The following is a 21,504-nucleotide window of genomic DNA, read 5'->3' on the forward strand; positions in this document are numbered from 1 at the left end:
GGTGCCCCTTTTGTACACCTTGACGTTCGCCAGGCGGAGCACATGAAGCACCTGACCCTTATCGCCATGCTGCTCTGCGTCTTGCAGGGTCCCCAGGCCAGTGCCGAGCCGTACAAGGTCTTCACCGAAGAGTGGGCGCCGTACAACTATCAGGAAAACGATCAGCTCACGGGCATGACCACCGAGATCGTGCAGGCGATCATGGCGCTGACCTATGACGACTTCGAGATGGTCATGGTGCCCAGTATGCGTGCCAGCCATCTATTGCAGAGCCGCCCCAGGTCCATCATGTATTCCATGTTCCGCACGCCCGCGCGCGAGCCGTTGTACAAGTGGGTCGGGCCGATCGTCGAGGAGTCCATCCATGCCTGGCAACTGGCCAATGTGCCGTCGGTGAACACCCTGGAACAACTGCAGGCGGCAGAGCGGATCACCACCCGTCATGCGGGGCTGATGCCCGACCTGCTGGAGGCGATGGGCTTTGACAACCTTGATCGAAGTGCCACCGAGAACCTGCAGTTGTACCGCATGCTGCTGATCGGGCGCACGCCGGTCATTGTTGGCGACACCGATGCCGGGGTGGCTTATTACAGCCGCCAGTTGAATATCGCTCCTGGCAAGCTGCGCCGGATCCCCGTCGAGCTGTATCGCGCATCGTTGTACATCGCGTTCAGCCGCGACTGCGAAGATGAGGTCGTAGCGGCCTGGGCGCAGGCGCTGGCGCACTTGCGCGACTCGGGTGAACTGGCGCGGATTCAGCGTCGGTATGAGCTGCCGGCGCCTTAAGCCGGTATAACCAGAAGCGGCAGGACAAAGGCATCGCTGTTGCGCAGCAGGCCTGGGTGGGCTCTTATCAAACAAAAATAAGTAATTTACTTTATGTATGTTTCTGGCAGCCCTACAAGAACCATCCATTAACTGGCATGGTCGTACTTGCCGTGGTAATCAGTGTTCATTGTTTTCAGAGCGGATGGACGGGGCTCAAATCACCAAGGGCCAGGCCGTCGTCGAGGTTGTAGAGCATGCATGGCACTGAAGAAAGTCTGGAGCAGAAAACCTTTGCTCAACTGCGTCCGCTGAAAGTTTCAAGTGAAATCCTCGCCGTCGCCATTTGCCTGTTGGTCGTGACCCTGGCCAGCGCGAGCCAGGCCATTTCACCCTGGTTGTACGGCTATTGCGCAGCGGCCGGGGTGGCCTGCTACCTCACCTTTCGGGCACGCACCACTTGGCATTTGTGGCTGACCGGGCTGCTGTTGCTGTGCACCTGCAGCGCCTGCCTGGGCGCGCTGGCCAACGCCATCGGCAATCCGCTGGTGTGGTTTCTGCCCATCGGCCTGGTGTTGAGCCTGCCCAGTTCCGCCATGCATGTGCACCCGGCACATGCCTTGAGTACCGGAATTGCCATCTGGGGTACGTTGTTTTATGTCATCAGCCCTGAGTTCGAGCGGCCCCTGGATCATGCGCTGACACTGATCCTGATCGTGGCCAGCCTGCTGGTGGCCACATTGGTGTGCGCGACGTTTTGCCGGATTCGCAAGGACGTGTTCGACCTGCAACGCCAGTTGCACGGCATGGCCTACACCGACACCCTGACCGGGCTGCCCAATCGCCGCGCCTTCATGGAGCGGCTGACCACGACCCTGGCCGGCAGGGCAGTGCCGGTGCCGCTGTTTTTCCTGATGCTCGACATCGATGATTTCAAGAAGATCAACGACGGGTTTGGCCATGATGTCGGCGACCGGGTGCTGGTAGAGGTGGGCAGGCAACTGCAGGATCATAGCCAGGGCCATAATTTTGCCCGCGTGGGCGGTGAGGAGTTTGCGATCGCCGCCCAGTTGCCGGACGTGGCGGCAGCCCAGGCGCTGGCGCGCAGCCTTGTCGATGCCGTGCACTCAAGCCAGCTGTACGGCTTGACCCTGTCCATCAGCGTGGGGCTGGCGCGTCTCGAGCCCGGCGAGTCGATGGTCAGCCTGATGCGCCGCGCCGACCTTGCCTTGTACGACGCCAAGAGCGAGGGCAAGAACCGTTATGTCATGGCGCAACAGGTGGTGCTCAGCGTTTGAGGCGGGCTTCATCACGTATGAAATGACCGGATCCGAGATTTACGACTGCTGACGCAGCCGATCGCCGCCCGGGCGCTCCTACTGTGCGCTGTTTTCTGCGCAGGGCTGTTCGGCCTCGGCGGCCAGCTTGAGGCGGTCGGCCTTGCTGATGTACTTCGACTTGCTGGCCGGTGCCAGTTTGGCGCTGGCCTTTTTGGCGTGGGCCTGGAGCAGTTGTTTGATTTTCTTGCGACGGTTCATGTTATTTACCTAGGGTCTGTTGCCGTTTCAGCACGAGCCGCGTTGCTGGGCCCAATCTCGCCAGGCCAGGCGCAGGACGCAGAAAAGGGTCACTCCCTTTTCAAGTCCTCCAACACCGCCTGGCGAGATTGGGCACGCAACCCGAAGGGCCGGGCCTGTTTTGCCGCGAGAGCGCCGGCGCGGCCGTGATGAAACGGCAACAGACCCTTGGTGTACAGGGGTCGAAGAATATCAGTTTGAGCGTGGGAAGTTTGTATCCCCTCGGATGTTGCTTCGGCAACAGCATCAATGTCAGGCAAAACACCCGCCATGAAAAAAGCCACAGGCAACGGCACCGAAATACCTTTGCTTGTGGCTTGCAGCTTGCAACTGACCGCCCGTGGCGGGCCGCTGCCCTCAAGGACGTTGTGGCCGTTCCTGTGGACGCAGGTCGAACACCAGCACTTCGGCGTCCACGCCCTGGCTCAGTTCAAGACGCTGCTCATCACGAACCCTTGCACCGTCGCCGGCTTGCAGGGTCTGGCCGTTGAGGACCACGCTGCCGCGGGCGACGTGTACATAGGCGTAGCGGTCAGCGGGCAGGTCCAGGGTGGCCGACTCGTTGCCATCGAACAACCCGGCATAGACCCTGGCATCCTGGCGCACCTGCAGCGAACCGTCCTGGCCGTCCGGCGAGATGATCAGCCTCAGCTGGCCGCGCTTGTCGGCAACACTGAAGTGCTGCTGCTGGTAGTTCGGGGTCGCGCCGCCGACGTTGGGCACGATCCAGATCTGCAGGAAGTGCACGCCTTCTTCATGCGAGTGGTTAAACTCGCTGTGCGCCACACCGCTGCCGGCACTCATCAGTTGCACGTCGCCGGGGCGGATCACCGAGCCGGTGCCCAGGGTGTCTTTGTGTTCCAGTGCGCCTTCAAGCACGTAGGAGAAAATCTCCATGTCGCGGTGCGGGTGCTGGCCAAAGCCCTTGCCGGCCTGCACGCGGTCGTCGTTGATCACCAGCAGGTCAGAGAAGCCCATTTCCTGCGGGTTGTAGTAGCTGGCGAAGGAAAAGGTATGGTGCGAATTGAGCCAGCCATGGTCGGCGGCGCCACGTTCGGAAGCTTTGCGAAGAGTGATCATGGGAGGTTCTCCATTCGGTTTCGACCCTGTGCATTCAGGTGTCGAGCAAGTGAGAACAAGGTTACCAAGTCAGGACTGTCGCAATAAGTAGCTCAATCATGAATGACTGTCTCTTTGCGGTTGACAGTTGTGTGCAGCGGGCGAGCGGGTTATAAAGCGCTCTACAACCTCAGACTCGGAGTCCTGCCCTCACCATGCGCGAAGACCCTGCATGAAAACCGTGGCCATGTTGCTGTTTCCCGACCTGCTGCTGCTGGATATGTCCGGGCCGTTGGAGGTGTTTTCCATTGCCAATCGTTATCTGCCGCCGCAGGCGCATTACCGCATCGTCACCGTAGGCTCCCAGGCCGGGCTGTTGCGCGCCTCCAACGGCGTGGCGGTGCAGGCCGATATCACCCTGCAAGAGGCCACCGAAGCCTACGACCTGCTGTTGATTCCCGGGGGTCCCGGTGCCTATGACCAGCCCATGCCGGCCGTGCAGCACTGGCTGCAGGAGGCCGTGCCGCGCACCGAGTATTACGGTTCGATCTGCACCGGGGCCTTCATCCTGGGTGACGCCGGCCTGCTGGACGGCTACCGGGTCACCACGCACTGGCACTACACCGAGCGGCTGATCAAGCGCTGCCCCAAGGCGCTGGTACAGAACGACCAGATCTACATTCAGGACCGCAATGTGCTGACCTCCGGTGGCGTGACGGCCGGCATCGACCTGGCCTTGGCCGTGGTCGCCCGCGATCATGGCAAGAAGGTCGCACAGGACGTGGCCAAGGTGCTGCTGGTGCTCATGAGGCGCCAGGGCGGGCAGGCGCTGTTCAGTCCGTTGACGGCGGCGGTGGCCCCGCAGGAAAGCGCGGTGACCCGCGTGCAGAATTACGTACTGGCGCATCTGGACGAGCCGTTCACGGTCGAGCGCATGGCCGCGCTGGCGAACATGAGCCCCCGGCATTTCTCGCGGCTGTTTGTGCGTGACGTGCAGGTCACGCCCATGGAGTTCGTGCAGAACGCCCGCATCGACTGCGCCCGCAGCCTGCTGGAAACCACCGAGCTGCCCCTCAAGACCATCGCTTATAAAAGCGGCTTCGGCAGCGTGCGGCACATGCGCTTTCTGTTCACGAGCCGGCTGGGACTTACCCCCGTTCAGTACCGTGAGCAATTCAGTTGAGGGAATATGCAGACGCAGTGTCCGTATCGCGCACTGCATTGACCGTATCGCGTCCCCCGTCGTGGTTGCCTCAAACCCTGTGCCTGCCAAGATAACCCCTCTTCTTTATTGAGCGTCATGCGCTGACCGGGCGGTCCCCGTGCAGGGCGTGGGGGTGCGCATGAAAGGTCAGGTCATTACCTTCGCAGAATCAGCCTTGGCAGAATCGGTGCTGCTGTTCGGGCCCTATGCCTTTCATGTGCGCCAGCGCCAGGTGTTGCGTCATGGCCAGCCGGTGCCGATGGGGGGGCGGGCGCTGGATATTCTCCAGGTGCTGGTCGAGCAGGCCGGCGCAGTGGTCGGCAAGCAGCAGATCATCGAACAGGTGTGGCCCGATTCAGTGGTCGAGGCGATCAACCTGCGCGTGCACATCGCGGCCTTGCGCCGTGCCCTGCGCGACGGGCAAGACGGTGAACGTTACATCGCCACGGTCACGCATCGCGGCTACAGCTTCATTGCCCCGGTGGTCCAGGTGCCGGGTGAGCGTACAGCCACCGGTGAGGTGGGTTATGCCCGGCACAACCTGCCGGCGTGCGTAACGCCTCTGATCGGCCGTGACGAGGCGGTGGCCGGTCTGGTGCGGCAGTTTGCGACCCGGCGTTTTGTGACCCTGACGGGGCCGGCCGGAGTCGGCAAGACCCGGTTGGCCAGCCGCGTGGCCGAAGCGTTGATGCCGGGGTATCGCGACGGTGTCTGGCTGGTCGACTGCAGCAGCGGCGATCCCGCGCAGGTCTTGCAGGCGCTGTTGACGCTGCTGCAACGGGAGGCGCACGGCCAGCCGCCCTTCGAGGTGGTGTGCCAGGCACTGGCCGAGCGCCAGTGCCTGCTGTTGATCGACAGTGCCGAATGCCTGCCGCAAACCTGTCGTCAATGGATCGAACAGCTGCTGAATGCCGCGCCGCATCTGGCGGTGCTGGTCACCAGTCGCCAGCCGCTGTATGCCTGGGGCGAATGGTTGCAACAGGTGCCGGGCCTGGCGCTGCAAGGCGCCGATTGTGCGGCCGTGAAGTTATGGGTCAGCCGCGCCCAGGCCAGCCAGCCAGGCTATGGGCTGCGCGACCAGGACCTGCCCGTTGTCATCGACATCTGCCGGCAACTCGACGGCCTGCCGCTGGCAATCGAACTGCTGGCTGCACACGTGGGCGTGTTTGCCGTCGCCGGCTTGCAGCGGCAACTGGCCAATAGCCAATGGCTGCTGAATCTGACCCGGCGCACCGCTGTGGCGCGCCACCAGTCGCTGGCGGCCGCACTGGACTGGAGCCATGCACAGCTGAGCAAGCAGGAATGTGAGCTGTTGCAGCGTCTGGCACTCTTCGCGACGGATTTTTCGCTGGAGGCGGCAGCCAGTGTGGTCTGTGATCGCCGCTACAGCCTCGACCGGTTGCGCAACGATGTGCGTCGCCTGGAGGATCGGTCGTTGTTGGTGTCGGTGCCAGATGAAGGCCAGGTGCGTTACCGGCTGTACAACACGGTACGCCTGCATGCGCAGACCCAATTGAAAGCCAGCGGCGAGTACCAGGCGGTGCTGGCGCGTTACGAGCGCTACAGCGACTACCGGCATGACTTGATGCAGGTGTCGTAATCCTCACCTGTCCGTAGGCGCGACCAACGGTCGCGAAAGGGCATCGCATTTTCAGCGCCTGACAGTCTGCATTCGCAACCCCTTGGGTGGCTCACCCGTAGGCGCTGCTTCAGCCGCGAAGCGTACAACATCCGTCCCGGCTAAAGCGCACCGCCAGCCGGCAGGTTCTGGACCAATAACCGCTGCGCCTCCAGCACATCCGGCGTCTGGCTGTCGGCTTCAAACCCGTCCAGCACCGGCTCCAGCAAGGTCCTGGCCTGTTCCGGCCGTAGCCTGGCCAGGCTCAGGGCACTGCGCAACTCCCACGCCAGCGCCCCTTGCCGGCGGGCGATGGCCAGGGCCTGGTGCAGCAGCGCCTCAGCGGCGCCGAGGTCCTGATCTTCAGTGGGCGCCAGCAGGTTCTCGGCCCGGCAGCGCAGGATTTCTGCCGCGCACCAGCCGGCCTCGCCCTGTTGTGCACGTTCCAGTTGAGCCTGGTCGATCACCCCTGCGCGTACGGTCAGCAGGATGTCGCTGAGCAACCCGGTGGCAGGGCCGGCAGGGGCGTCGGGCAGGCCGAGCAAGCGGGCATAATGCCGGCCCCAGGTATGAAACAGCAGCACGGCATGTTTATGGGTCTGGGCCAGCAGTTGCGTGACCCGTTCCAAGGCTTGCCCGGTACGCCCGGACCACAGGGCGATGGGGCAGCCGGCCAGCGCCAGGGTGTAGCAGATCGACAGGCCGTGATCGATCTGTACGGCAATGTCCAGCGCCTGCCGGGCCACACGTTCAGCCGCAAGCGGCTGGCCTTGCAGCCAGAGGATGCGGGCCAGGCCGGTCAGGGTGGCCACGCTCTGTTCGTACTGGATGCCAAAGCCGCGACTGAAGCGGTTGTGCTGGCCGCTGTGGGCCAGGCGCTGCAGGACTCTTTCAGCCTGTTGCCGGGCCTGGATTTGTTGCCCCTCGTAATGCAAGGCCAGCAGGCGCAAGCGATGGGCGCTGAGATTGATCTCCGGATCCAGCTCCAGTCCCAACTGGTCGAACCTTCGGCTTTGCAGCAGCGCCGCCGGGTAGTCGCCCCGGCACAAGTAGACGGTCATCTGCCCGGACACTGCCCGCAGCCTGCCGGCCGCGTCACCGAGTTGTTCGGCCAGGCGCAAGGCCTCGACAAAGGCGTCCATGGTTTCCAGCCCCGGACCACGGCTGTGATAACTGAAGCTGCCCAGGGCCAGGCGCAGTTGCAGTTCCAGCGGGCGATGGTGCAGCCCTGCGTGTTGCAGGCCCAGCAAGGCCTTGCGCACATACACGCCATGCTCCTTGAGCCGCGACAATTCCTGCCACAGCGGCGCGGAGTGAGCCACCAGGGCGATGGCCAGCGCTTGCGGCCCTTCACCGCTCAGCCCCCAGTCGAGTACTTCGCGTACATCCTTGAGGCTACGGGTATAGCGCTCCAGCCATTGCCCGGTCGGCAAGTGTTCCCAGTCTTGCCGGGCCTGTTGCATCAAGGCCAGGCAATGGTCGGCATGGCGCTCCAGGGTGGCGGGCAGCTCACCGCACTGGCGCAGTTTTTCCAGAGCGTAGTGCCGGGTGGTGTCGAGCAGACGATAAAGCACCTGTTCATCGCCAGCCTCGACATTGAGCAGTGACTTGGCCACCAACTGGCTGATCACGGTGTACAGCGCCTCGACCGGCAGCGCGGCGTCGCCGGCCACCGCCAGCGCCGACTCCAGGGTAAAGCGGTCCTTGAACACCGCCAGCCGGCTCAGGCAACGTTGCTCGGCGGGGGCGAGCAAATGAAAGCTCCAGTCCAGGGTCGCCAGCAAGGTCTGGTGCCGGCCGGTGCTGTCCGGGTGGCCGCTGATCAACTGCCCCGGGTTGTGCTGCAACTGGGCCTGCAAGTCTGACAGGCTCAGGCTGGTCACTTGGGCGGCCGCCAGTTCGATGGCCAGCGGAATGCCGTCCAGGCGCCGGCAGATGTCGCCGGCCATGGCCAGGGTGACGCGGTTGGCCTCGAACTGCTCCTGGGAGCTCATGGCGCGCTCGATGAACAACTGCAGCGCTGGAAAGTCGCTGGCATGCAGGTCGCTGGCCTGATCGAGCGGCGGGCAGGCGAGGGCGTCCAGGCGCTGGATGAACTCGCCCTCGGCGCGCAGGTGTTCGCGGCTGGTGGTCAGGATGCAGACGTGCGGGGCGCTGCGCAGCACCCGCTCGCACAGCAGTGCGGTGGCATCGATCAGGTGCTCGCAATTATCGATCACCAGCAGCAGATGCTTGTCGCGCAGCCAGGCGCATAACTGGCCCAGCGGGTCGCCATCATCGGGGGCCAGGTCGAACAAGGCCGCCAGGTGCGCGGCCAGCAGCAGCGGGTCACTCAGCGGCGCCAGCTCCAGCAGGCGGATGCCATCGCGGTAATGACCGATCAATTGCTCGGCCACGCGCAGCGCCACCGAGGTCTTGCCGATCCCGCCGGGGCCGGTGAGGGTAATCAGGCGCTGGCTTTGCAGGCTGTGCACCAGTGCATCGACCAGCGGCTGGCGGCCGATCATTCGTGCGCGGCGCAAGGGCAGGTTGTGGTCGGCGTTCAGCGGCGTGGCGGGTTTGTCATGAGGAACATTGTGCTGCGCACGGGTGACCGGCGCCACCAGGCTGTAGCCGCGATGAGCCACGGTGACGATATAGCGCTGGCCGCTCTGGCCATCGCCGAGCGCTTTGCGCAGGCCGGCCATGTGCACCCGCAGGTTGCTGTCTTCAACCACACTGGTGGGCCAGACCCGGTTCATCAGGTGCTGACGGCTGATCACTTCGCCAGGCCGTTCCAGCAGCACCAGCAGAATGTCCAGCGCGCGACTGCCCAGGCGCAGTGGCTGGTCAGCGTCCAGCACCAGGCGCTGTTGCGGGTAGATACGGTAAGGGCCGAATTGCAGGGCCTGTTCGGGCATGGGCGTCACTGCCGGGTTCCTGTCCTGGAAAGGGGCAACGGGAAGGGTTCAGAGCGCACGCTGCACGTGGGCCGCCTGGTGCTTTTTGAGCGCATGGCCGCGCCAGGTCAAGGGGGTAATGCCTTCGCTGCGCGAGAAGATATGCGAAAAGTGCGACTGATCGCAAAACCCGCATTCCTGGCTGATCTGGGTCAGGGTCATACCGCTGTGGGCGATCAGGCATTTGGCGCGCAGGATGCGCTGTTCGCGTATCCATTCCTGGGGCGACAGGCCGGTGCTGCATTTGAAGGCCCGGGAAAAATAACTGCGCGACAAGGCGCAGGCGCGGGCCAGTTCGGTGACTTCGATGTTCTCGCCGAGGTTGTCCAGAATCAATTGCTTGGCCAGCTTTTCACGCCAGGGTGTCAGGCCGCCGCTGGCGGCGTGTGCGGTGTGTTCGCGACGATGCACGTACTCACAGGTCTGGCAGGGCGAATGAAGTTGAACACGGGAATTTTGAATCATGGTTAATGTCCTTAATTCTCGGGGCGGCTATCGGGCCTTGAACAGGACTCGCACTTTCAACAGATTGATGTTTGCGCTGAGAAGCCCATTCTTGACGCCGCGAGCAGGACTGACGAGTTAATCGTTGTTAATTTTGTTAAGGCCTTTCACATCCCGCTTTCATCAAACCCAACGCCTGACCGGCATGAACATTCACTCTCGTAGGAGCGACCAGCGGTCGCGAATGCCGCAATGAGTCATGCGGGCCTTTTCGCAACCGTTGGTTGCTCAGGCGGCAGGTGCCTTGTGTTATCCGGTCAGGTGCGTCGTTGCAGCCAGCTCAGGAAGCCGTTCTTGCGCGCCGGGGCCGGGCGCGCCAGCAGCACGCCCTGGCTGTTGCTCTGGCGCACGGCCTGGAGCTTGTTGAAGGCGCGGGTGACCTGCTGGCATTTTTCGAGCGAAGCGCGGGCGATCTCTTTGTCGATGCGGTAGATGATGCTGGAGGTCAGCGCGGTGAAGTAGGCCTCGGAAGGCGTGTCGGCGAGGATGCCCTGTTCACCCATGATTTCGGTGGGGCCCATGCGCCCGGCCTCGACACGCTGCTCGCCGTCCTGCACGGCCGCACTCACCACGCCGGTGCCGATTACGAACAGCGACCCGGACACTTCATTGAGGTCCAGCACCACCTGGCCGGCCACGAACTGTTCGGCGGTCATCGACTCGGCCAGGCGATCGCGTTCTTCCTCGCTCAGCGAGCGGAACACCTTGACCTCATCGAGCAGGGCTCGGGCCCTGGAAACCGGTACCGCGTTGCCTTCGGCCTGGCGAATGATGCCGGCCGCTTCCAGGTGGCGGTGCGCCAGGTCGAACAACTGGTTGCGCACTTCACCCTTGCGCGACAGTTCGGCGATGAAACCGCTGGCCACGTATTCAGCCATGGTTTCGCCCGATTCCTTGAGCACCACCTTGGGCGCCGGGTTCAGCAGCAGGCTGTCGCTGCCCTGCAAGGCGCGGTTCAAGGCGTCCAGCACCCGCCGTGGGCGCACATGCTTGGGCACCTGGATGCTGATCGACACCCCGTGCATATGGGTCGGGCGGCTGAGGTTGACGATCTTGGCCTTGGCCGCCACCGAGTTGGGCACCACGGCAGTGGCGCCGGCGCTGGTCTGCAAGTGCGTGGCGCGCCAGTCGACATCGATCACCTTGCCTTCGACGCCATCGATGCTCACCCAGTCGTCGACCTGATACGGCTTGGTGGTGTTGAGTACGATGCCGCTGAACACATCGCTCAGCGTGCTCTGCAAGGCCAGGCCGACAATGATGGCGACCGCTCCGGAAGTGGCCAGCAAGCCCTTGACCGGCAACTCCAGCACATAGCCGGCCGCCGCGACCACACAGGCCAGAAAGATCAGTGCCCCGAACACATCCTGCAGCAGACGTCCGCTCTGGCCGATGCGGCGCATCAGCATCAGCCCGATCAGCACGGTCATGACCCTGGCTGCAAACAGCCACCAGCCAATCGCCAGGGCCGTGGCGCCCAGTTGCATCACGCTGTCGTCACCCCAGGCCGGGGCCAGCAACGGGCTGATGCCCGAGTTGATCAGCAGGCTGCTGTAGGCCATGAACAGCGCCAGGCGCAACGCCACCCGGACCACGCGCAGGTGCTGCGCGAGCAGGTACCAGAGCACCACGTCGGCCAGCAGGATCAGGGCACTCCACAGCAGCGGATGATTGAGCAACAGGGACATGACGGTGGCTCCATGAAACATCGGTTTACGGCAAGGCCTGCATACGGCAGGTGGTCCATTTCCGGCTCAAGCGGATCGCCGCCCGGCCGCTCCTGCGGATGTTCGATCACCCGCAAAGGCCAGGCGGTGGGTTCACCGTCTGGCCAGGGGTGTTGCGATCAGTTGAGGTGGGCCTTGAGTTCGTCGGCGGCCTGGCGCATGGCGGTGCGCACTTGCGGCACATGGCTGAGCGGGTTGAGCAGGCCGTAGTCGTGGATCATGCCGTTGTAGCGCACGCTGGTGACCGGCACGCCGGCGGCGTCGAGCTTGCGGGCATAGGCTTCGCCTTCATCGCGCAGCACATCGAATTCGGCGGTCTGCACCAGCGCCGGCGGCAGGCCGCGCAGTTGTTCGGGCGTGGCTTGCAGCGGCGAGGCATGCACCTGGGCGCGCTCGGCCGGGTTGGTGGTGTAGTTGTCCCAGAACCACTTCATCATGTTGCGGGTCAGGAAATGGCCTTCGGCAAACTGCCCGTAGGAAGCATCATCGAAGTTGGCATCGGTCACCGGCCACAGCAGCAGCTGGAAGCGCAGCGCCGGGGCTTTCTGTTCCTTGGCCATCAGCGCCACGACCGCCGCCATGTTGCCGCCGACGCTGTTGCCGGCCACCGCCAGGCGCTTGCCGTCGACGCCGATCTGTTTGCCATGCTCGGCCACCCAGCGGGTCGCGGCATAGGCCTGGTTGATCGCGGTCGGGTACTGCGCTTCAGGCGAGGGGGTGTAGTCGACGTACACCGCCACCGCGCCCGAGCCGACCACCAGGTCACGGATCAGTCGCTGGTGCGTCGGGAAGTCGCCCAGCACCCAGCCGCCGCCGTGGAAGAACATGAACACTGGCAGGTCACCCTTGACCTTGGCCGGACGCACGATCTGCAACGTGATGGCCTGGCCTTCGGCCTGGATGGTGCGCTGGCTGACTTCGATACCCGACAGGTCGACCTTGACCGACGCCTGGGCGCCGGTCAGCACCGCACGGGCATCCTTGGGGCTCATCTGCTCCAGCGGCTTGCCACCGCCGGCGGCCAGGGCCTCGAGAAACGCCTGGGTGTCCTGCTCGACGCCCGGGCTGCCGGCGGCGAAGGCGGCATTGACAGACAGGGCCAGGAGGCTGGCAGCGAGGGTCTTCTGGATCAGGTTCATGGTCGTTTCCTTGCGTATTCAATGAGGTAGGAAGTCGGTAGGGCTGCTGGCCTATGGCCTCAGCTGCACCGTGGACACAGATTAATTTGCTGCCGAAATGAGAAAAAGCGGTTATAAAGCGTTTAGCTGTCAACCTGGACGAGACAATGAACCCTTTTGAAGACATGCGTATCTTTTGCCAGGTCATGGAGTCGGGCAGTTTCACGGCGGCTTCCGAGAAGCTGGGGCTGTCCAAGCAGTTCGTCAGCCGGCGCCTGATGCAGCTCGAAGAACGTCTGGGCGTGCGCCTGCTCAACCGCTCGACCCGGCGCCTGGACGTCACGCCGCTGGGGCAGAGCTACTACGAATCGTCGCTGCGCCTGCTCAGCGAGGTGGAGCAGGTCGAGCAGGGCATTGCCGGGCAGAACAGCGAGCCGCGCGGCACCATCCGTGTCAGTGCGCCGCTGTCGTTTGCCATTGCCCACCTGGGCTGCCTGGTGCCGCTGTTCCTGCAACGTCACCGTGAAGTGTCGATGGAAATCGACCTCAGCGACCGGCCGGTGGACCTGATCAGCGAAGGCTACGACCTGGTGCTGCGCATCGGCATCCTGGAAGACTCCTCGCTGGTGGCGCGGCGCATTGCGACCATCGAGCGGGTGTATTGCGCCAGCCCCGTGTACCTGGCCGAGCGCGGCCATCCCGACGTTCCCGAAGACCTACTCGACCACGATTGCCTGCCCTATGGCCACAGCCGCCAGGTGCAATGGCGCTTCGAAGGCCCCGGCAAGCCCACTGTGCTCAACGTCACCGGGCGCATGCGCGTCAACAACGGCGACCTGTTGCGTGATGCGGCGATTGCCGGGCTGGGCGTCACTTACCTGCCGACCTTCATCGTCGGCGCCGCCCTGCGCGCCGGCAGCCTGGTGCCGGTGCTGGACGCCCTGCGCCCGGCGCCTTTGACGCTGTCGGCGGTGTACCCGCAACATCGCCAGACCTCCCGACCGGTACAGGCCTTCATCGAGTTCCTGCGCGAAAAACTCGAAGGCAGCATCGAAGCCGGCTTGTAGGAGCGCGCTCTGCCCGCGACCGGCTGCGTAGCAGTCGTAAAATTGCAGCGTCCCCACAATTTTTTGCGAGCGCTGCGCACTCGGTCGCCGGCAAGCGGGCTCCTACAGGTGTGAATTTTATAGCCAATAAAATCAATAAGTTACTTTGTGTTTGATGAGAGCGGCTTCAGCCGCGACCGAGTGCGTAGCGCTCGCAAAATCTGCGAAACGCCACATATTTTACGGCTGCGAACACATTCAAGATCTGCGAAACGCTGCAATTTTACGACTGCTACGCAGCCGGTCGCGGGCAAGCGCGCTCCTACGGGGGGCGTGGGCAAGTCCAGCGCTTCAATGGCCTGCCATGTCCCACGGGTACTGCACGACAACGTAGATTCGGTCCAGGTCGTTGTTGCCCTGGGCGGCATTGCCGCGGTGGGTGACATACGACAACTCCACCGACAAATCCCTGGCCGGCCCTGAAGGCGCGGTCCAGGCCAGGGTCAGGTCGCGTTCCCAGTGCTTGCCGTCGCCGCGGGCGGTCTCGATGCCGCTGCCGCGCACGTAGCGGCCCATGACGCTCAGGCCCGGCCACAGCGTGGTCAGGTCACGGTCGTAGCGCAGTTGCCAGGAGTGCTCGCCGGCGCCGTTGAAGTCGCTGTACTTGATCGAGTTGGCCAGGTAGATCGAGTCGCCGCCGACAAAATCGAACGGCGTCTGCCCATGGACCTTCTGGTAGCCCAGGCCCAGCGTCTGCCACTGATGGCGCAGCTTGAGCATCAGGCTCGATGCCGTGGTGGCAATCGCGCCGGCGCTGGCCGTACCGGTGTCCAGGGTGCGGTACAGGTTGGCGTCCCACGATAAACGCGTGGTGCTGCCCAACGGGTGCGCGCCGTGCAGGTTGGCGTAGTACTGCCGCCAGGTGTCGCTCAATTCACCCATGTACAGCGCGCCGCCCAAGGGGCCTTCCGTGCGGCTTTCGATCCCGGCCAGGCTGACGCTGTGGCCGGCAGTGCTGACCTGATAGCCGTCGAAGTCGCCATGGCCGCTGGACTGGTTCTGGTTCTTGAAGGCCGTGAAATGCCCGGCCACCAGGCGCACGCCCGGCACCTCAAGGCTGTCGAGCAAGCCGCCGCTGGCGTATTCCGGTTGCAGGCGTTTGTCGGCGGTGTCGAACACCGGGGTTTCGACTTCCATTTCGCCGACTTTCAGTTGGGTCTGGCCCAGGCGCAGTTTCAACGCCGCTCCGGCCGAGGAGTAATCAGGTTCTGCCCGGCCGTCGCTGTCCAGCGGCAACAGGCCGGTGCCGGCTGTGCCACGCCCGCTGTCCAGGCGCAGGCCGAGAAAGCCATGGGCCTCTACGCCCAGCCCGAAGGTACCAGGTGTATAGCCGGAATCGAAACGGCCTATGAAGCCCTGGGCCCATTCCTGCTTGTAGCTCTGTGCACGCACCCGGTCGTTGCGGTCGTCGTTGTGCAGAAAGTAATTGCGCAGCAGCACCGAGGCCTGGGCATCGGGCCACAGGCTGTTGTCGGCGGCGACGGCCGTGTGGGCCAGGGCGCTCAAGGCCAACCCGTTGAGCAGAAGAACAGCACGCATGCCTGATCAGCCTTTGAATCGAAAACCCGACTATGAAGCCGGGCGGCGGTTATGGCTTGTAGGCATGTGTCCAGCTGATTTTAATTACCAGAATGCATATAAAGATAAGCCAAAAATGACTTTTGCTGATTTTTGACCGCGTGCTAGGGTCATGGGCATTGTGCACAGCGCCATCACCCCGGGAGACCTGAATTCATGAGCTTTACGTCGCTGCATTGGGGCGCCTATCAACCACAGGTGGTCGATGGTGAGTTACAGGCCATGGTGCCGGTGGCGTGGGACAAAGACCCGTCGCCGATCGGCGATTCGGTGGTCGGCGCCATTACCTCACCCACGCGCATCCGGCGCCCGGCCGTGCGCCGCAGTTTCCTGACCGGTGAAGGCCGCCCCGAGCGGCGCGGTCAGGAACCGTTCGTCGAGGTGAGCTGGGCGGTGGCGCTGGACCTGGTGGCCGGCGAGCTGCAGCGCGTGCGCCATGAGCATGGCAACCAGGCGATTTTCGGCGGCAGTTACGGCTGGGGCAGTGCCGGGCGTTTTCACCATGCCCAGAGCCAGTTGCACCGCTTCCTCAACACCCTGGGCGGCTATGTGTTCAGCACCGACAGCTACAGCCTGGGCGCCGGGCGGGTGCTGATGCCCCACATCGTCGGCAACATGGACTGGCTGCTGGCCCGGCACACCTCGTGGAGCAACCTGGCCGAGCATTGCGAGCTGTTCGTGGCTTTTGGCGGGCTGCCGCACAAGAATGCCCAGACCAGCCCCGGTGGTGCCAGCGATCACTTGCTCAACGAAGCGCTGGAGAACCTGTCGAACGCGGGCGTGCAGTTTGTCAATGTCAGCCCGTTGCGTGATGACCTGGCGGGACCGGCGCACAATGAATGGCTGCCGGTGCGCCCCGGCAGCGACACTGCCTTGATGCTGGCGCTGGCCTGGGTGCTGGTCACGGAAAACCGGCATGACCAGGCTTTTATCGCCCGCTGCACAGTGGGCTTCGAGCGCTTTGCCCAGTACCTGCTGGGTGAGCTCGATGGCCAGCCCAAAACGCCCGGGTGGGCGGCGGCGCTGACCGATATTCCGGCGGCGCAGATCACCGAACTGGCCCGGCGCATGGCCAGTAAACGCACGATGATCAACATTGCCTATTCGCTGCAGCGCTCAGTGCATGGTGAGCAACCGTTCTGGATGACCGTGACCCTGGCCGCGTTGCTCGGCCAGATCGGCCTGCCCGGCGGTGGCTTCGGCCTGGGCTATGGCTGCATGAATAACACCGGCAGCGGGCGCAAGGCGTTTTCCGGGCCGCGTTTTTCCCAAGGCAGCAACAAGGTCAAGGATTTCATTCCGGTGGCACGGGTCACCGACATGCTGCTCAACCCCGGTGCGCCGTTCGACTACAACGGCCAGCAGCGGCACTACCCGGACATCCGCCTGGTGTATTGGGCCGGTGGCAATATCTTTCACCACCACCAGGACCTCAACCGCCTGCTTGAGGCCTGGCAAAAGCCGCAGACCATCGTGGTCCACGAGCAGTACTGGACCGCCCAGGCCAAATACGCCGACATCGTGCTGCCGGCCACCACGTCGCTGGAGCGCAATGACATCGGCAGCGCCGCCTCCGACCGCTTCATGATCGCCATGCACAAGGCCATTGAGCCGGTGGGCGAGTCGCGTGACGACTACAGCATTTTTGCCGACCTGGCGCAGCGCCTGGGGGTGGCCGAGGCCTTTACCGAAGGCCGCGATGCCGAGGACTGGCTGCGCACGATTTACGAAGAGTCGCGCGGACGGGCCGGCGAGTTCGACATCGAACTGCCTGACTACGACCGGTTCTGGCGTGACGGCCTGTTCGAAGTCCAGCGCCCGGTCGAGGACAGGGTGCTGCTCAAGGATTTTCGCGAGGACCCCGAGGCGCATCCGCTGACGACACCGTCAGGACGCATCGAGCTGTTTTCCGAGCGCATCGCAGGCTTTGGCTATGCCGATTGTCCGGGTCATCCGGTGTGGCTGGCCAAGCCTGTCCCGACGCACGCCCTGCATTTGCTCTCCAACCAGCCACGCACCCGGCTGCACAGCCAGTACGACCATGGCGCCTACAGTCGCGCCTCGAAAATCCAGGGCCGCGAGCCACTGACCCTTAATCCGCTGGATGCCCGGGCGCGGGGGATTCGTGACGGGGACGTGATCAAGGTGTTCAACGCGCGCGGGGCATTCCTGGCCGGGGCGATCCTGTCCGACGGCATCCGCCCGGGCGTGGTGCAGATCGCCACCGGCGCCTGGTTCGACCCGCTGGTACACGGCGCGCCGGGCAGCCTGGAAAAGCACGGCAACCCCAATGTCATCACCCATGACATTGGCGCCTCCAGCCTGTCGCAAGGCTGCTCGGCGCAGACCGCCTCGGTGGAGGTGGTCAAGTGGCAGGGCGAGCTGCCTCCGGTGACGGCGTTCGAACCGCCGGTGTTTGACACACTCTGAGCTTATCGCTGCTGAAGCAGCGCCTACGGATTCCGACCTGTCCCGCGCGCGATGAGTGTTTGTAGGACCGGCTTCAGCCGGGAAGCAGGCTTCGCTGTTGAAGCGGATCGCCGCCCGCAAGCATAGGGGGTGAGCTTCAGTCATTCACCTCGATGATGCCCTCGCGCACGGCGAACAGCACCAGGCTGGCGATGTCGTGGATGCCTAGGCGATGCATCACCTGCGAGCGGTGGGCTTCGATGGTCTTGACCGACAGGCCAAGGCCCACGGCAATCGAGCGGGTCGATTCGCCACGGGCGATCAGGCGCAGGATTTCCAGCTGGCGCTCGGTCAGGGTGAAATTGCCGGGCCTGGTCGGTTGCGTCAGGCTCTTGCGCACGGCCTGGCTGACCACCAGCGGCACCACGGCCGAAGACAGGTACTGGCCGCCCCGGCGCAGGGCCTGCAAGGCCAGTTCCAGTTCCAGTACGCTGGCGCTCTTGAGCAGGTAGCCATGGGCGCCCAGTTGCAGGCATTTCATGACGAAGTCCGAGTCGGTGTGCATCGACAGCATCAGTACCTTGCTGTGCGGGGCGTGCAGCGACAGCTCCTCCAGGGTGTGGACGCTGGCGGTACGCTCCACCGACATGTCCAGCAGGACGATTTCCGGTGCCTGCACCACCGCCAGCTCCACGGTGCTCAAGGTATCACCGGACTCACCGACGATTTCGTATTCGTGTTTCGTTTCCAGAAGTGCCCGGATGCCGGCCCGAAACAGCGGGTAGTCATCGGCGAGCAAAATTCGGCAAGGCATAAGTCAGGCCTGTGTCGCATGGGAATGAGGATGCCGTCCTTCAATATAGGCGGCGTTGTTTTTATCCCGTAGGCGGGTGAGGCTCCGGCATGCTGGTGAACACCCACAGGAAGACGTCCCTATCCCGGTGGTGATGCCCCGGTGTACCGGCAAGATCCTTCAGCCGTGTCGAGCGTGGTCACCAAACTGCTGGATCAGCAGCGGAACCCTGGATAACGGTTCGATCGTTTGCGCGGCGCCCATGCGGATAGCTTCCTTAGGCATACCAAATACCACACAACTGGCCTCGTCCTGGGCCACGGTCTGTGCGCCACTGTCGCGCATGGCCAGCAGGCCGCGTGCGCCATCGTCGCCCATGCCGGTCATGATGATCCCCAGGGTGTTGGCCCCGGCCTGCCGGGCCACCGAACGAAACAGCACGTCTACCGAGGGTTTGTGACGATTGACCGGTGGGCCGTCGAGCACTTCGACCTGATAATGCGCACCATTGCGCTTGAGTTGCATGTGCAGCCCGCCCGGCGCAATCAATGCCAGCCCCGTGTGCACACGGTCCAGATGCCTGGCCTCGCGTACTTCGATCTGGCACAGACTGTCCAGGCGCCGGGCAAAATCTGCCGTGAACTTCTCCGGCATGTGTTGAACGATCACAATGCCCGCGCAGTCACGCGGCAATTGCCGCAACACGAACTCCAGCGCCTGGGTGCCGCCCGTCGAACACCCCAGCGCCACGACCCGGTCGGTGGTCTTCAACAGCCCGTTGGCCGCCGCCGCAGGCTTTTGCTGCACCGCCTGCAAGCCCGCCGGCGGGCGAAAGGCGCCCGGCCGGGTGCGTGCGGCGTCTTCGATGGTACGAATCAGCTCACTGGACATCTGTTCCAGGCTCTGGCGCAGACCCAGCCGCGCCTTGGTGAAAATCCCCACGGCACCGGCGGCCAGGGCCTGTACGGAAACGTTTGCGCCCTGTTCGGTGAGCGTGGAGCATATCAGCGTTGGCGTCGGCCGTTCGCTCATGATCTGGCGCAGGAATGTCAGGCCGTCCATGCGCGGCATCTCGATGTCGAGAATGATCACGTCCGGCCAGTCGCGGCGCATCTTGTCGATGGCGTACAGCGGGTCGGCGGCATGGCCGATGACACGGATGCCGGGATGATTGTCCAGGCATCCGGTCAGCACCTGACGCACCAGCGCCGAATCATCGACGATAAAGACCTTGATCATGAGCTCAGCCTCCTGCTGACAGGCAACCGCATGGCCTTGCGCTGGCAATCGATACGGCCGCTCGCGCCGTCGATGCTCAGACGGCGATAGTGCTCGCCGGCCAGGTCGCAGTGGTCCACCGGCCAGTTGCGTTGCTCGAACTGGTGGCGGGCGAATTCGCTGTTGGCGTGGCCGACCCTCAGGGCCGCCTGTTCGGCTCGGCCCTTGAGGCCGGTGAGAATGCCGCCGCCAAACAGGCTTTTGCGGTATTGAGCGGGGTTGGTGCCGCAGCGCTGCATATCGGCCAGCAGGCGCTGGAACACCGCGTCGCCATAGCGCGTATCGAACGGCTCGCCGGGGGCCTGGTCGCTGCGCAGCAGCGGGTCCCTGGGCAGCACGTAATGCGACACGGCGAGCAATTGCCGACCCGGGTGCCAGAGGATGATCGACACACAACTGCCCAGCAAGGTGGTGACCGGGCCGTTGTAATGCCCGAAAAAATAATCGCCGGGGCGCAGGAACAGGGCAGGGCTTACAGGCATTCGTACACCGAAGGCTGTACCAGCCGCACGGGCAGGTTGAAGCCATGAATGCTTTCGGCATGTCCGATGAACAGCAGCCCACCCGGGCGCAACTGGTGGACGAGGCGCTGCACGATGCGTTTCTTTTCGTCGTTGTCGAAGTAGATGAGTACGTTGCGCAGGAAAATCACATCGAACAGGCCCAGGTCTTCGCTCAGTGGCTGGACCAGATTGACCTCGCGCAGGACCAGGCGTTCGCGCAGGCTCGCCTGGATGCGCAGGCGACCGCTCATGTCGCCGACCCCGCTCAGGCAATAGCGCTGCAGCCAGCCTTCGGGAAAGTACTTGGCCTGGCTGATGTCGTAGATCGCCTCCTGGGCCTTGTGCAGCATGCTCAGGCTCAGGTCGCTGGCGGTGATCGACCAGTCACGGGTGGTGGCGTGCTCGCTCATCACCATGGCCATGCTGTAGGGCTCTTCGCCCGACGAGCAGGCGGCACTCCACAGCCGCAAGGGGCCGCGCTGGCGCAGCAGCCAACTGGCCAGAAAATCGAAATGCGGGTGCTCGCGGAAAAAATAGGTTTCGTTGGTGGTCAGCAGGTCGACCACCAGGCGGCGCTCCTGCCGGTACAGCGGCTGTTCGATCAGGCGCAGGTATTCGTTGAAACTGCCCAGCCGGTAATGGCGCAGGCGCTTCATCAACCGGCCGGCCACCAGCGGGCGCTTGTTGGCAGCCATCTGGATGCCGGAGGCGTCGGCCATGAGTTTCTGCAGGTGCCGGAACTCGGCATCGCCCAGCGCCGGCATCTTCAATGCATCAGGCATCTCAGCTTCCCTTGACCACAGCAAGGCTGAGCTGGCGAATATCGTCAAGAGACAGCACTTGCGGAATGTTCAGAATGATCGTGAAGGTCTGTTCGTTGCGGGCCATGCCGGCAATGAAGTCAGTGCGGATGCCGGCGCCGAACGGCGGAGGTGGCACCACCTGTTGCGGGTCGATGTCCAGCACCGCATCCACGGCATCGACCACCAGGCCGATGCACTGCGCATGATCTTCCAGGTGCAACTCGATAATCACGATGCAGGTGCGTTTGTTCGCCACCGTCAGCTCGAAACCAAAGCGCGCCGCCAGATCAAGCACCGGCACCACATTGCCGCGCAGGTTGAGCACGCCGTGGATGAACGCCGGCATCATCGGCACCGGCGTGACATCGTGGTACTCGATGATTTCACGCACCAGGTCGATGGGCAGCGCATAGGCTGCCTCACGCACGCGAAACGACAGGTGCTGGACGCTTTCGACCTGCGCGGCATCAAGGTGCGTAGCATTCAGGCCGTGCAGGGTTTTCTGGGCAAGGTTCATGGCCTT

At 63.7% G+C, this 21,504-nt stretch carries 19 protein-coding genes; 6 read left to right on the top strand and 13 right to left on the bottom strand.

Going from position 1 to position 21,504, the window contains the following annotated elements:
* Positions 1-42: 42 nt before the first annotated feature.
* Both ASF84_RS11595 and ASF84_RS11600 read left to right on the top strand, forming a co-directional pair.
* Entirely contained in the window at positions 43-786 is a 744-nt protein-coding gene (locus tag ASF84_RS11595; protein ID WP_056838405.1) for a substrate-binding periplasmic protein, read from the top strand.
* 236 nt (positions 787-1,022) lie between these two features.
* Positions 1,023-2,063: a GGDEF domain-containing protein gene (locus ASF84_RS11600; RefSeq protein WP_056838407.1), complete on the top strand. Its 1,041-nt coding sequence runs from the start codon at positions 1,023-1,025 to the stop codon at positions 2,061-2,063.
* Positions 2,064-2,141: 78 nt separating this feature from the next.
* Here the strand turns inward: ASF84_RS11600 and ASF84_RS28480 are convergent, their stop codons facing one another.
* The 3 genes from ASF84_RS28480 to ASF84_RS11610 form a co-directional block, all read right to left on the bottom strand.
* A complete protein-coding gene (locus ASF84_RS28480; RefSeq protein WP_082481539.1) occupies positions 2,142-2,303 on the bottom strand; it encodes a DUF2986 domain-containing protein in 162 nt (53 codons plus the stop codon).
* 89 nt (positions 2,304-2,392) lie between these two features.
* Positions 2,393-2,638 (bottom strand): hypothetical protein, encoded by a 246-nt coding sequence (locus tag ASF84_RS11605; protein ID WP_156684212.1) that lies wholly within the window; start codon positions 2,636-2,638, stop codon positions 2,393-2,395.
* A gap of 61 nt (positions 2,639-2,699) precedes the next feature.
* Complete coding sequence (locus ASF84_RS11610) at positions 2,700-3,422, bottom strand: pirin family protein (RefSeq protein ID WP_056838412.1); 723 nt, start codon at positions 3,420-3,422, stop codon at positions 2,700-2,702.
* 211 nt (positions 3,423-3,633) lie between these two features.
* Here ASF84_RS11610 and ASF84_RS11615 point away from each other — a divergent pair, with 211 nt between their 5' ends.
* Together ASF84_RS11615 and ASF84_RS11620 are read left to right on the top strand one after the other, a co-directional pair.
* Entirely contained in the window at positions 3,634-4,584 is a 951-nt protein-coding gene (locus ASF84_RS11615) for a GlxA family transcriptional regulator (RefSeq protein ID WP_056838415.1), read from the top strand.
* A 160-nt stretch (positions 4,585-4,744) separates the two neighbouring features.
* Positions 4,745-6,205 (top strand): ATP-binding protein, encoded by a 1,461-nt coding sequence (locus ASF84_RS11620; RefSeq protein WP_056839067.1) that lies wholly within the window; start codon positions 4,745-4,747, stop codon positions 6,203-6,205.
* 140 nt (positions 6,206-6,345) lie between these two features.
* On the opposite strand, the gene ASF84_RS11625 is transcribed toward ASF84_RS11620, so the two are convergent.
* The 4 genes from ASF84_RS11625 to ASF84_RS11640 form a co-directional block, all read right to left on the bottom strand.
* The gene (locus ASF84_RS11625) at positions 6,346-9,132 is read right to left on the bottom strand and encodes an ATP-binding protein (RefSeq protein ID WP_056838417.1); all 2,787 of its coding nucleotides are present in this window, start codon (positions 9,130-9,132) and stop codon (positions 6,346-6,348) included.
* Positions 9,133-9,171: 39 nt separating this feature from the next.
* On the bottom strand, positions 9,172-9,627 hold the full coding sequence (locus tag ASF84_RS11630; protein ID WP_082481541.1) for a helix-turn-helix domain-containing protein: 456 nt from the start codon (positions 9,625-9,627) through the stop codon (positions 9,172-9,174).
* A 296-nt stretch (positions 9,628-9,923) separates the two neighbouring features.
* Positions 9,924-11,354, bottom strand: coding sequence for a mechanosensitive ion channel family protein (locus tag ASF84_RS11635; protein WP_056838420.1), 1,431 nt, complete (start codon positions 11,352-11,354; stop codon positions 9,924-9,926).
* Between the two features lie 158 nt (positions 11,355-11,512).
* Positions 11,513-12,532, bottom strand: a complete 1,020-nt coding sequence (locus ASF84_RS11640) for an alpha/beta hydrolase (protein ID WP_056838422.1) — start codon at positions 12,530-12,532, stop codon at positions 11,513-11,515.
* Positions 12,533-12,678: 146 nt separating this feature from the next.
* Between ASF84_RS11640 and ASF84_RS11645 the strand changes: the two genes are divergently transcribed.
* Positions 12,679-13,578, top strand: coding sequence for a LysR family transcriptional regulator (locus ASF84_RS11645; protein ID WP_056838424.1), 900 nt, complete (start codon positions 12,679-12,681; stop codon positions 13,576-13,578).
* A 330-nt stretch (positions 13,579-13,908) separates the two neighbouring features.
* On the opposite strand, the gene ASF84_RS11650 is transcribed toward ASF84_RS11645, so the two are convergent.
* Positions 13,909-15,156, bottom strand: coding sequence for an OprD family porin (locus ASF84_RS11650; protein WP_056838426.1), 1,248 nt, complete (start codon positions 15,154-15,156; stop codon positions 13,909-13,911).
* Between the two features lie 195 nt (positions 15,157-15,351).
* Between ASF84_RS11650 and ASF84_RS11655 the strand changes: the two genes are divergently transcribed.
* Positions 15,352-17,625, top strand: a complete 2,274-nt coding sequence (locus ASF84_RS11655) for a molybdopterin guanine dinucleotide-containing S/N-oxide reductase (RefSeq protein WP_056838428.1) — start codon at positions 15,352-15,354, stop codon at positions 17,623-17,625.
* 136 nt (positions 17,626-17,761) lie between these two features.
* Here ASF84_RS11655 and ASF84_RS11660 read toward each other — a convergent pair whose 3' ends face one another.
* The 5 genes from ASF84_RS11660 to ASF84_RS11680 form a co-directional block, all read right to left on the bottom strand.
* Positions 17,762-18,418: a response regulator gene (locus ASF84_RS11660; RefSeq protein WP_056838429.1), complete on the bottom strand. Its 657-nt coding sequence runs from the start codon at positions 18,416-18,418 to the stop codon at positions 17,762-17,764.
* Between the two features lie 159 nt (positions 18,419-18,577).
* Positions 18,578-19,636, bottom strand: a complete 1,059-nt coding sequence (locus tag ASF84_RS11665) for a protein-glutamate methylesterase/protein-glutamine glutaminase (RefSeq protein WP_056838431.1) — start codon at positions 19,634-19,636, stop codon at positions 18,578-18,580.
* Positions 19,633-20,157: a chemotaxis protein CheD gene (locus tag ASF84_RS11670; RefSeq protein WP_056838434.1), complete on the bottom strand. Its 525-nt coding sequence runs from the start codon at positions 20,155-20,157 to the stop codon at positions 19,633-19,635. The genes ASF84_RS11665 and ASF84_RS11670 overlap by 4 nt, the downstream gene beginning before the upstream one ends.
* Complete coding sequence (locus ASF84_RS11675) at positions 20,148-20,960, bottom strand: CheR family methyltransferase (RefSeq protein ID WP_056838436.1); 813 nt, start codon at positions 20,958-20,960, stop codon at positions 20,148-20,150. The genes ASF84_RS11670 and ASF84_RS11675 overlap by 10 nt, the downstream gene beginning before the upstream one ends.
* A gap of 1 nt (position 20,961) precedes the next feature.
* A complete protein-coding gene (locus ASF84_RS11680) occupies positions 20,962-21,498 on the bottom strand; it encodes a chemotaxis protein CheW (protein ID WP_082481543.1) in 537 nt (178 codons plus the stop codon).
* Positions 21,499-21,504 lie beyond the last annotated feature (6 nt).

The sequence above is a fragment of the Pseudomonas sp. Leaf127 genome (assembly GCF_001423155.1).
In the GTDB taxonomy this organism is placed as follows: domain Bacteria; phylum Pseudomonadota; class Gammaproteobacteria; order Pseudomonadales; family Pseudomonadaceae; genus Aquipseudomonas; species Aquipseudomonas ovata.